8 protein-coding genes and 2 tRNA genes are annotated in these 10,959 nt (G+C 59.8%); 7 read left to right on the top strand and 3 right to left on the bottom strand.

Going from position 1 to position 10,959, the window contains the following annotated elements:
• Positions 1-73 precede the first annotated feature (73 nt).
• The 5 genes from SOP95_RS30060 to ychF all read left to right on the top strand — a co-directional run bounded on the left by SOP95_RS30060 (position 74) and on the right by ychF (position 3,758).
• Positions 74-148 (top strand) — tRNA-Gln (locus tag SOP95_RS30060).
• 45 nt (positions 149-193) lie between these two features.
• The gene (locus SOP95_RS30055; protein ID WP_003171603.1) at positions 194-1,135 is read left to right on the top strand and encodes a ribose-phosphate pyrophosphokinase; all 942 of its coding nucleotides are present in this window, start codon (positions 194-196) and stop codon (positions 1,133-1,135) included.
• 142 nt (positions 1,136-1,277) lie between these two features.
• The gene (locus SOP95_RS30050; protein WP_274074158.1) at positions 1,278-1,880 is read left to right on the top strand and encodes a 50S ribosomal protein L25/general stress protein Ctc; all 603 of its coding nucleotides are present in this window, start codon (positions 1,278-1,280) and stop codon (positions 1,878-1,880) included.
• A 170-nt stretch (positions 1,881-2,050) separates the two neighbouring features.
• Positions 2,051-2,635 carry an aminoacyl-tRNA hydrolase gene (pth, locus tag SOP95_RS30045; RefSeq protein ID WP_008037207.1) on the top strand — a complete coding sequence of 195 codons (585 nt, stop codon included), beginning with the start codon at positions 2,051-2,053 and terminating at the stop codon, positions 2,633-2,635.
• Positions 2,636-2,657: 22 nt separating this feature from the next.
• Positions 2,658-3,758: a redox-regulated ATPase YchF gene (gene ychF / locus SOP95_RS30040; RefSeq protein WP_274074157.1), complete on the top strand. Its 1,101-nt coding sequence runs from the start codon at positions 2,658-2,660 to the stop codon at positions 3,756-3,758.
• Between the two features lie 65 nt (positions 3,759-3,823).
• Here the strand turns inward: ychF and SOP95_RS30035 are convergent, their stop codons facing one another.
• Positions 3,824-6,025 (bottom strand): OsmC domain/YcaO domain-containing protein, encoded by a 2,202-nt coding sequence (locus SOP95_RS30035; protein ID WP_323609304.1) that lies wholly within the window; start codon positions 6,023-6,025, stop codon positions 3,824-3,826.
• 100 nt (positions 6,026-6,125) lie between these two features.
• Complete coding sequence (locus SOP95_RS30030; RefSeq protein WP_274074155.1) at positions 6,126-7,343, bottom strand: MFS transporter; 1,218 nt, start codon at positions 7,341-7,343, stop codon at positions 6,126-6,128.
• A 242-nt stretch (positions 7,344-7,585) separates the two neighbouring features.
• Between SOP95_RS30030 and SOP95_RS30025 the strand changes: the two genes are divergently transcribed.
• A tRNA-Met gene (locus tag SOP95_RS30025) sits at positions 7,586-7,662 on the top strand.
• A gap of 170 nt (positions 7,663-7,832) precedes the next feature.
• On the opposite strand, the gene SOP95_RS30020 is transcribed toward SOP95_RS30025, so the two are convergent.
• Positions 7,833-8,942: a DUF2817 domain-containing protein gene (locus SOP95_RS30020; RefSeq protein WP_323609302.1), complete on the bottom strand. Its 1,110-nt coding sequence runs from the start codon at positions 8,940-8,942 to the stop codon at positions 7,833-7,835.
• Positions 8,943-9,095: 153 nt separating this feature from the next.
• Between SOP95_RS30020 and ggt the strand changes: the two genes are divergently transcribed.
• The gene (gene ggt / locus SOP95_RS30015) at positions 9,096-10,928 is read left to right on the top strand and encodes a gamma-glutamyltransferase (protein WP_323609301.1); all 1,833 of its coding nucleotides are present in this window, start codon (positions 9,096-9,098) and stop codon (positions 10,926-10,928) included.
• Positions 10,929-10,959: the final 31 nt, after the last annotated feature.

The following is a 10,959-nucleotide window of genomic DNA, read 5'->3' as shown; positions in this document are numbered from 1 at the left end:
TTCGATGTTGCATCGCAAGCTGCAAAGTCTGCTCTAAAGGAACCGTGTGTTAGGCACTCGTTGCAACAGATACAGGGGCGTCGCCAAGCGGTAAGGCAGCAGGTTTTGATCCTGCCATGCGTTGGTTCGAATCCAGCCGCCCCTGCCATTTTCAATACTCATCCAGGTTACCCTCAGCCTCTAGGTACTGCGCGTGTCCAAGATGATGGTCTTTACGGGGAATGCTAACCCCGATCTGGCTCGGCGTGTCGTACGTCAGCTGCATATCCCTCTCGGTGACATCTCTGTCGGTAAATTTTCCGACGGCGAAATTACAGCCGAGATCAATGAAAACGTCCGCGGTAAAGATGTCTTCATTATTCAGCCGACTTGCGCTCCGACCAACGATAACCTGATGGAACTGGTAGTGATGGCTGATGCCTTCCGCCGCTCCTCGGCTACTCGTATCACTGCTGTTATTCCTTACTTTGGTTATGCCCGTCAGGATCGCCGTCCGCGTTCCGCACGTGTGGCTATCAGCGCGAAAGTCGTTGCTGACATGCTTACCGTAGTCGGCATCGACCGTGTTCTCACGGTTGATCTGCATGCTGACCAAATCCAGGGTTTCTTCGATATTCCGGTAGATAACATCTACGGCTCCCCGGTTCTGGTGGATGACATTGAAGATCAGCGCTTCGAAAACCTGATGATCGTGTCCCCGGACATTGGTGGCGTCGTGCGTGCACGTGCCGTTGCCAAATCCCTGGGCGTGGATCTCGGGATCATCGACAAACGCCGTGAGAAAGCCAATCACTCTGAAGTGATGCATATCATCGGTGATGTCGAAGGGCGTACCTGTATTCTGGTCGATGACATGGTCGATACCGCCGGCACCCTGTGCCACGCGGCCAAGGCCTTGAAAGAGCATGGCGCTGCCAAGGTTTTCGCCTACTGCACGCACCCTGTGCTGTCGGGTCGGGCGATCGAAAACATTGAAAATTCCGTGCTGGACGAGCTGGTGGTGACCAACACCATCCCGCTGTCCGCTGCAGCACAAGCCTGTGCGCGTATCCGTCAACTGGATATCGCACCGGTTGTTGCCGAGGCGGTCCGCCGCATCAGCAATGAAGAATCGATCAGCGCGATGTTCCGCTAAGGGCCCTGCCCTTCTCGAAATGTCTCGTTGACGAAAAGCGCCCCGCCCCGGCATTCCTGTCGGGGCGGGGCTTTTTTGCCCATATCGCCTTTAGCGCTGGTCGCAAACGCTGGGGCGAGTGTGGTTATTTTGGAGATACAACATGAACGATTTTACTCTGAATGCTGAAGTGCGTTCCGACCTGGGGAAAGGTGCGAGCCGCCGCCTGCGTCGTCTCGCAAGCCTGGTTCCAGCTGTAGTTTACGGTGGCGAAAAAGCCCCTGAATCCATCAGCATGCTGGCCAAAGAAGTTGCCAAACTGCTCGAAAACGAAGCGGCTTACAGCCACATCATCGAGCTGAACGTTGGTGGCACCAAGCAAAACGTAATCATCAAGGCTCTGCAGCGTCACCCGGCCAAAGGCCACGTGATGCACGCCGACTTCGTACGCGTTGTAGCTGGCCAGAAACTGACCGCTATCGTGCCTGTACACTTCGTTGGCGAAGAAGCTCCGACCAAGAAAGGCGGCGAAATTTCGCACGTTGTTTCGGAAATCGAAGTGACCTGCCTGCCGAAAGACCTGCCTGAATTCATCGAAGTCGACCTGGCTAACGCCGAAATCGGTTCGATCATTCACCTGTCCGACCTCAAAGCTCCTAAAGGCGTTGAGTTCGTTGCTCTGGCACACGGTGATGACAAGGCTGTTGCCAACGTCCACGCTCCACGTGTTGCTCCAGAAGCTACCGAAGAAGGCGCTGCAGAGTAATTCACTCTGTGATGCCGGAGTGATCAAGTAACATCGCGGACTGGAACGTAGCGAGAAAGCGGGCGAGAACGCGGAGTTTACATCATGGTAAATGAGCAATTTTCGTCCACTTTCGCCGCTCTCCCGGATTGCGGCGATGTTATCCACCACTCCAAGGAAGGGCCCCTATCGTGACTGCCATCAAACTGATCGTTGGCCTGGGTAATCCAGGCGCTGAATACGAACAGACCCGGCATAACGCAGGGGCCCTTTTTGTTGAGCGCATCGCGAACGCACAAGGTGTGAACCTTGTGGCGGACCGCAAATATTTCGGCCTGACCGGGCGCTATTCGCATCAGGGTCAGGATGTTCGTCTGCTGATTCCCACCACGTACATGAACCGCAGCGGCCAGGCCGTGGCGGCCCTTGCCGGATTCTTCCGCATCAAGCCTGAAGAAATCCTCGTGGCGCACGACGAACTCGACCTGCCACCCGGCGTTGCCAAGCTCAAGCAGGGCGGCGGCCATGGCGGTCACAACGGGTTGCGCGACATCATCGCGCAACTGGGCAATCAGAATACTTTCTACCGCCTGCGACTTGGCATCGGCCACCCGGGCGTCGCCAGTATGGTTTCAAATTTCGTCCTGGGTCGTGCGCCACGCGCCGAACAGGAAAAACTCGATGCCAGCATCGACTTTGCCCTCGGCGTGCTGCCGGATATCCTCGCCGGTGAATGGAACCGCGCGATGAAAAACCTGCACAGCCAGAAGGCCTGACTCTTATCCGAGGGGAAACACCATGGGATTCAATTGCGGCATCGTCGGCCTGCCTAACGTCGGCAAGTCCACCCTGTTCAACGCCCTGACCAAATCCGGTATCGCGGCCGAGAACTTCCCCTTCTGCACCATCGAACCGAACAGCGGTATCGTGCCGATGCCGGATCCACGCCTGCAAGCCCTGGCGGAAATCGTCAATCCAAAGCGCATCCTGCCGACCACCATGGAATTCGTCGACATCGCAGGCCTGGTGGCCGGCGCGTCGAAAGGTGAAGGCCTGGGCAACAAGTTCCTGGCCAACATCCGTGAAACCGATGCCATCGCCCACGTGGTCCGCTGCTTCGAAGACGAGAACGTGATTCACGTCTCCAACAGCGTCGACCCGAAACGCGACATCGAAATCATCGACCTGGAACTGATCTTCGCCGACCTCGACAGCTGCGAGAAACAACTGCAGAAAGTCGCGCGTAACGCCAAGGGCGGTGACAAGGACGCCGTGGTCCAGAAAGGCCTGCTGGAGCAACTGATCGCTCACTTCACCGAAGGCAAGCCAGCGCGCAGCCTGATGAAGAACATGAGCACCGACGAAAAAGCGGTGATCAAGGGCTTCCACCTGCTGACCACCAAACCGGTAATGTACATCGCCAACGTCGCTGAAGACGGTTTCGAGAACAACCCGCACCTGGACGTGGTCAGGGCCATCGCCGAAGAAGAAGGCGCCATGGTTGTTCCGGTCTGCAACAAGATCGAAGCGGAAATCGCCGAGCTCGACGACGGCGAAGAGAAAGACATGTTCCTCGAAGCCCTGGGCCTCGAAGAGCCTGGCCTGAACCGCGTGATCCGCGCCGGCTACGAAATGCTGCACCTGCAGACCTACTTCACCGCCGGTGTCGAAGAAGTCCGCGCCTGGACCGTACGCGTTGGTGCCACCGCACCACAAGCCGCTGGCGTGATCCACACCGACTTCGAAAAAGGCTTTATCCGCGCCGAAGTGATCGCCTACAACGACTTCATCCAGTACAAGGGCGAAGCCGGTACCAAGGAAGCCGGTAAATGGCGCCTGGAAGGCAAGGATTACATCGTCAAGGACGGCGACGTGATGCACTTCCGCTTCAACGTCTGACGTTTGCAGCCATCAACAAAAAAAGCACCCTTGGGTGCTTTTTTTGTGAGCGCTATGAAAGTGGATCAGTTCGCCACTTTCGCGCGGGCCGAGTGCAGTTTCTTGTAGCTGTCGATCAGGCGCAGGTGCCGGTCGAGACCCTCCAGCTTCATGCTGGTCGGCGTCAAGCCGAAGAAGCGCACGCTGCCGTTCACGGAGCCGATCGCGGCGTCCATGCGCTCGTTGCCGAACATACGGCGGAAGTTGCCCTCGTAATCGACCAGCTCCAGGTCCTCGTCCAGCTCCATTTCCAGCACCACGTTCACGGCCTGGTAGAACAAGCCGCGCTCGACCGTGTTGTCGTTGTACTGCAGGAACATTTCCACCGCCTCTTTCGCCTCTTCAAACTTCTGCAAGGCGAGATAGATCAGCAACTTCAACTCCAGGATCGTCAACTGACCCCAGGCGGTGTTGTCGTCGAACTCGATACCGATCAAGGTGGTGATGTCGGTGTAGTCGTCCAGCTCGCTGTCTTCCAGACGCTTGACCAGCGACTTCAGGCCGGCCTTGTCGAGGCTGTGCAGATTGAGGATGTCCTCGCGGAAGAACAGCGCCTTGTTGGTGTTGTCCCAGATCAGGTCGTCCACCGGATAAATTTCCGAGTAGTCCGGCACCAGGATTCGGCAGGCCGTTGCACCGATGTGCTCATACACCGCCATGTACACTTCCTTGCCCATGCCTTCGAGAATGCCGAACAAGGTCGCGGCTTCCTCGGCATTGGAGTCTTCACCCTGGCCGGAGAAGTCCCACTCGACGAATTCGTAGTCCGACTGGGCACTGAAGAAGCGCCACGACACCACGCCGCTGGAATCGATGAAGTGCTCGACGAAGTTGTTCGGCTCGGTCACCGCATGACCTTCGAAGGTCGGCAGCGGCAAGTCGTTCAAGCCTTCGAAGCTGCGGCCCTGCAACAATTCCGTCAGGCTGCGCTCCAGCGCCACTTCCAGGCTCGGGTGCGCGCCGAACGAGGCGAATACACCGCCGGTGCGCGGGTTCATCAAGGTGACGCACATCACCGGGAATTCGCCACCCAGAGACGCATCCTTGACCAACACAGGGAACCCCTGCTCTTCCAGCGCCTGGATACCGGCCAGAATCCCTGGGTACTTCGCCAGCACTTCGGCGGGCACATCCGGCAGGGCGAATTCGCCCTCGATGATTTCGCGCTTCACCGCGCGCTCGAAGATTTCCGACAGGCACTGTACCTGCGCTTCGGCCAGCGTATTGCCGGCGCTCATGCCGTTGCTCAGGTACAGGTTTTCGATCAGGTTGGAAGGGAAATACACCACCTCGCCGTCCGACTGGCGCACGTACGGCAGCGAACAGATGCCGCGCTCTTCGTTGCCCGAGTTGGTGTCGAACAGATGCGAGCCACGCAACTCGCCATCGCGGTTGAAGATCCGCAGGCAGTACTCGTCGAGAATCTCCGCCGGCAGTTCGTCTTTAGGGCCAGGCTGGAACCAGCGCTCGTTCGGGTAATGCACAAACGCCGCGTTGGCGATGTCTTCTCCCCAGAACTGATCGTTATAGAAAAAGTTGCAGTTCAGCCGCTCGATGAACTCGCCCAAGGCCGACGCCAGCGCGCCTTCCTTGGTGGCGCCCTTGCCATTGGTGAAACACATCGGCGAGTGCGCATCGCGGATATGCAGCGACCACACATTGGGCACGATATTGCGCCACGAGGCGATTTCGATCTTCATGCCCAAGCCTGCGAGAATGCCCGACATGTTGGCAATGGTCTGCTCCAGCGGCAGGTCCTTGCCGACAATGTAGGTGCCCGCATCCGAACCTGAAGTGGAAGCCGGCATCAGCAATGCCTGGGCGTCGGCATCGAGGTTTTCCACTTCTTCAATCACGAACTCCGGCCCGGCCTGCACCACTTTTTTCACGGTGCAACGGTCGATGGAACGCAGGATGCCCTGGCGGTCCTTGTCGGAGATATCAGCCGGCAACTCGACCTGGATCTTGAAGATCTGGTTGTAGCGGTTTTCCGGGTCGACAATATTGTTCTGCGACAGGCGGATGTTATCGGTGGGAATGTTGCGGGTGTCGCAGTACAACTTCACGAAGTACGCCGCACACAACGCCGACGAAGCCAGGAAGTAGTCGAACGGACCGGGGGCCGAACCATCGCCCTTGTAGCGGATAGGTTGATCGGCCACCACGGTGAAGTCATCGAACTTGGCTTCAAGTCGAAGGTTGTCGAGAAAATTGACCTTGATTTCCATGCGGGGTACCAGAATAACGAGCAAACGAATGGTCGCCATTATCCGGCTTTTCAGCCGGAAGTCTCGTGCAAGCTCGAGCTTCCGGCCATGTGGTGGGTGATCAGGCCTTTTTGGTACGCGGCAGGAAAATCGCCAATACCCCCAGCAACGGCAGGAACGAACACAGGTAGTACACGTATTCGATGCCGTGGATGTCCGCCAGGTGCCCTAGCAATGCCGCGCCAATCCCGCCGAAACCGAACATCAGGCCGAAGAACACCCCGGCAATCATCCCGACATTGCCCGGCACCAGCTCCTGGGCGTACACCACGATGGCCGAGAAGGCCGAGGCGAGGATGAAGCCGATGACCACACTGAGGACGGTGGTCCAGAACAGGTCCACATGGGGCAGCAGCAAGGTAAAGGGGGCAACGCCAAGGATCGAGAACCAGATCACCGCCTTGCGCCCGATCTTGTCGCCGATGGGCCCGCCAAAGAAGGTCCCCGCGGCCACCGCGCCGAGAAACAGGAACAGGTGCAGTTGCGAACTGGCCACAGACAGGTCGAACTTCTCGATCAGGTAGAACGTGAAGTAACTGGTGAGGCTGGACATGTAGAAGTACTTGGAGAACACCAGCAACCCAAGCACCACCAGCGCACTGGTCACCCGGCCCTTGGACAGGCCGTGGGTCGCTGCCTGGCCCTGCTTGAGCTTGAACAGGTTCAAGTGGTTGGCGTACCAGCGGCTGATCCGGTAAAGCACGAACAGGGCAAACACCGCGAACAGGCCGAACCAGGCCACATGCCCTTGCCCGTAAGGGATGATGATCGCCGCCGCCAGCAACGGACCGAACGCCGAGCCCGCGTTGCCGCCGACCTGGAAGGTCGATTGCGCCAAGCCGAATCGCCCTCCCGAGGCCAGTCGTGCCACGCGAGAAGCTTCCGGGTGGAAGGTCGAGGAGCCAATGCCGATCAAGCCCGCCGCCAGCAGGATCAGCGGGAAGCTGCCGACCACCGACATCATCACGATGCCGATCAAGGTGCAGACCGTACCGGCCGGCAACAGCCAGGGTTTGGGATGGCGGTCGGTGTGGTAGCCGACCCAGGGTTGCAGCAGTGATGCGGTCAGTTGAAACGTCAGGGTGATCAGGCCGACCTGGGTGAACGTCAGGCCATAGTTGGCCTTGAGCATCGGGTAGATTGACGGCAGCACCGATTGAATCAGGTCGTTGATCAGGTGCGCCAGCGCCACTGCGCCAATGATGCGCATGACCAACGGACTGCTTTGTGAAGACGCGGGCGCCGCCGCAGTGGCGGACTGAACGTTGCTGATAGCCATGAAATTTCCGAAAAACAGAGGGATGCACACCGGCAGGTGCATCAATGTGCCATTTTTCGCTGCGGCAGCGCCATCCCCTTAGCCTGCTAACGACCTCGCAATTTCGCAGATTTCGGCTTGATCGATGCCCTCCTCCGCTCCGGTTTTTCAGCTCGGGAAGATAAGCGGTTGAAAGTGTAGAGAAATATTTTAAATTTACGCTTGACGCATCTCCATTACCGGTGAATAATGCGCGCCATCTTGGCTACATAGCTCAGTTGGTTAGAGCATAGCATTCATAATGCTGGGGTCCGGGGTTCAAGTCCCTGTGTAGCCACCAAGTGCTAAAAACGGCTTACCGAAAGGTAGGCCGTTTTTTTTTGCCTCGCGAAAATGGCTGCACCCTTGTAGGAGCGAGCTTGCTCGCGATGGTCTCAAGGGCACCGCGCTTAATCAGTCAGCACGCGTCATCGTTGACGACCATCGCGAGCAAGCTCGCTCCTACAGGCCTCAGGCCCGAAGCGTCGGCAAGGTGGTCAATCCCCGCTCCCAGATCTGCCAGGTCCGCAACCAGACCATGGCCTGCCAATCGCTGTCGGCGGGATAGAACTGTTCAAGCAGGCTCAACTTGATCTCGCGCCCTACTCCATCGTGAACATCACCGTGCAGATGCAACCAATGGTCATCGCGCAGATGCCGATGAACCTCCGGCCCCGGATAAGTCCCGCACTCGATGACGAAGGGCATCAACCGCACCTGCGGTAGCGCATCGATCAAGGCTTGCGAGGTGTAGCCGGTAGCCGTCGCCGCCACTCCGGTTTCGCTCAGGGTGTCGGCACCCGTGTGCAGGGTGTAGAGCCATGGGCCATAAATCGCCTGCGCATCGGCCAATGCCGGATACGGCGCCTGGGTGATCGTCAGCAACATCGGATGACCATACTCCCCGGCACCGGTGTGCAAGTCGAAACACAGGGCGACGTCCGCATGGGCCACGTGCATTTGCATGATCTGCTGCAACGTGCGGTTCGACCAGCTGGGGGCTACCCCACCGTAGAACAGACCATCCGCATGCGCATGCTGGCCACCTTCGACAATCGACATGACCGCAGGCCAGCCATGCAGACGGATCTGCTCGTCGAGCAAGGCATCCGCGCGGTCACGCTCGGGCCCGCGCAACTGGGTGCAGGCGTAAATCTCATGCAGGGCGTCATAGGCCAGGTTGTCCGGCAACGCACCGTTGAAATCCAGGTGATTGCGGTTCAGGTCGATGTTGTCTTCGTTGACCCTGCGCAGCCACGCCATGCCCCAGGGATTGATCGCATGAATCATCACCACCGCGACATCGGCCGGCAATGTGCGCTTGCCGAGCTCCTGCAGCCACTTGATCTGGCACCCCGAGCCATAGAACCCCTCGACCCCGTGCGTGCCGCTCAGCGCGATCAGCAGGCGCTTGGCGCCAGGATCGCCGAGTACCGCCACATCGGTGCCCAGCGCCTCGCCTGAAGGCCCCTTGAGGGGATGGGGATACTCAGTCAGCGTCGCGCCGGCCGCGGTTGCCGCCGCCAGGAATTGTTCGCGCTGGGAACGGTAGCTTGGCTGGGTGGGAAACTCGCTCTGCATGGCTGCCTCTTGTGGTTCTTCTGGCGTGATCGCTGGCAACGACCCTACCTAAAATCCGTCGATTGATGAAGGGCAACCGCGCCTTCTGGTTTGCGTCACTGCGAGGTCGCCGATACAGTCGCCGATACATTTATCCAACGGACGGAGTGCCCCATGTTCTCAGCCTCCCACTCGAGTCGCGTTCGCCTGTCAGCCCTCACGCTGATCATTACCGCGCTGACCCTTGGCGCCTGCCACAACGCGTCGGCCCCGACGCTGCCGGCGGCACCGGAAAGCGCGTCCGGTTATCGCACCGACCTGCAGACTCGACATGCCTCCCGGCACATGGCGGCCGCGGCCAACCCCTTGGCGGCCGAAGCCGGGCGGGAGATGCTGCGTCGGGGCGGCTCGGCCATCGATGCCGCCATTGCGATGCAAGCGGTACTGACACTGGTCGAGCCGCAGTCATCAGGGATAGGCGGCGGCGCGTTGATCGTGCTCTGGGACGGCCAATCCGTGCGCACTTACGACGGGCGCGAAACCGCACCGGCCGGCGCCAGCGAAAAACTGTTCCTGCAGGCCGATGGCCAACCGATGACGTTCACCCAGGCGGTGATCGGAGGGCGCTCGGTGGGCACCCCGGGGGTGTTGCGAGCCTTGGAGCTGGCCCATCAAAAACACGGTCGCCTGCCATGGGCGCAGCTGTTCGAACCCGCCATCACGCTCGCGGAGCAAGGCTTTGTCATATCGCCCCGCCTGCACCGGCTGATCGCCGCGGATTCATCCCTGAGGCGCTCAGCGGAGATGTCAGCGTATTTCCTCAATGCCGATGGCAGCCCGAAAGCCGCCGGCACGCTGTTGAAAAATCCACCCTTGGCCGCCGTGTTGCAACGCATCGCCAAGGAAGGGCCGGATGCCTTGTACAAAGGGCCCGTTGCCCAGGAGATCGTGGCCAAGGTCAAGGGGCACGCCAACCCTGGCAGCCTGTCGCTGAGCGACCTGGCCAACTACAGCGCCAAGGAGCGCGCGCCCCTTTGTACCGACTACAAACGCTGGCAGGTCTGTGGCATGCCGCCGCCGTCGTCGGGCGGGATTGCCATGGCGCAGATCCTCGGCACCCTGCAGGCCCTGGAAACGCGCGACAAGCGCTGGGCCTTGGCGCCCATGCAACCGGTGAAAACCAACACCACCGCCGGCTTTGAGCCGCCCGCCGAGGCCGTGCACCTGATCAGCGAAGCCGAGCGCCTGGCCTATGCCGATCGTGCGCAGTACGTGGCCGACTCGGACTTCGTGCCGGTGCCCGTCAAGGGCCTGATCGACCCGGCCTATCTGGCCAGCCGGGCTGCACTGATCGGCGAGCACAGCATGGGCATGGCCAAACCGGGCACGCCGCCGGGCATCCAGGTCGCTTTCGCGCCAGACCGCTCGCCCTTGCGCATCTCCACCTCGCAAGTGGTGGCGGTCGATGACGCAGGCGGCGCGGTGTCCATGACCACCACCATCGAATCCGCCTTCGGCTCGCACCTGATGGTCCAGGGTTTCCTGCTCAACAACGAGATGACCGACTTCTCGTTCATTCCCGAGGAGAACGGACAGAAAGTCGCCAACCGCGTCGAGCCCGGCAAGCGTCCGCGCTCCTCCATGGCCCCGACGCTGATCTTCGACCGCCACAGCGGTGAGTTCCTCGCCAGTCTTGGATCGCCCGGTGGTTCGCAGATCATCGAGTACGTGGCCAAGACCACCATCGGCCTGCTCGACTGGCAGCTCGATCCGCAAGCGGCGATCAACCTGCCCAACTTCGGCAGCCGAAATGGCCCGACCGAACTGGAGAACGGGCAGTTCAGCGCGAAGTTGATCCAGGTACTCAAGGACAAGGGCCACGCCGTCAATGAAATAGACATGACCAGCGGCACCCAGGCAATTGTCCGGGTCAAGGATGCGCAGGGTAAGGCTTCGCTGGCCGGCGGGGCCGATCCTAGGCGTGAGGGGGAAGCATTGGGGGATTGAGTCGCTAACGGCGTGAACGGGTCTGCCTGGG

This window comes from Pseudomonas sp. YuFO8, from assembly GCF_035065025.1.
GTDB lineage: Bacteria > Pseudomonadota > Gammaproteobacteria > Pseudomonadales > Pseudomonadaceae > Aquipseudomonas > Aquipseudomonas putida_AE.
The sequence above is the reverse complement of the archived record's forward strand: the minus strand, read 5'-3'. Positions and strand labels throughout refer to the sequence as shown.

Excerpts from the sequence above, each read along its gene's own strand:
- ggt (WP_323609301.1), top strand. The coding sequence starts at position 9,096 with ATGTTCTCAGCCTCCCACTCGAGTCGCGTTCGCCTGTCAGCCCTCACG.
- SOP95_RS30050 (WP_274074158.1), top strand. The coding sequence starts at position 1,278 with ATGAACGATTTTACTCTGAATGCTGAAGTGCGTTCCGACCTGGGGAAA.
- SOP95_RS30030 (WP_274074155.1), bottom strand. The coding sequence starts at position 7,343 with ATGGCTATCAGCAACGTTCAGTCCGCCACTGCGGCGGCGCCCGCGTCT.
- SOP95_RS30020 (WP_323609302.1), bottom strand. The coding sequence starts at position 8,942 with ATGCAGAGCGAGTTTCCCACCCAGCCAAGCTACCGTTCCCAGCGCGAA.
- ychF (WP_274074157.1), top strand. The coding sequence starts at position 2,658 with ATGGGATTCAATTGCGGCATCGTCGGCCTGCCTAACGTCGGCAAGTCC.
- SOP95_RS30035 (WP_323609304.1), bottom strand. The coding sequence starts at position 6,025 with ATGGAAATCAAGGTCAATTTTCTCGACAACCTTCGACTTGAAGCCAAG.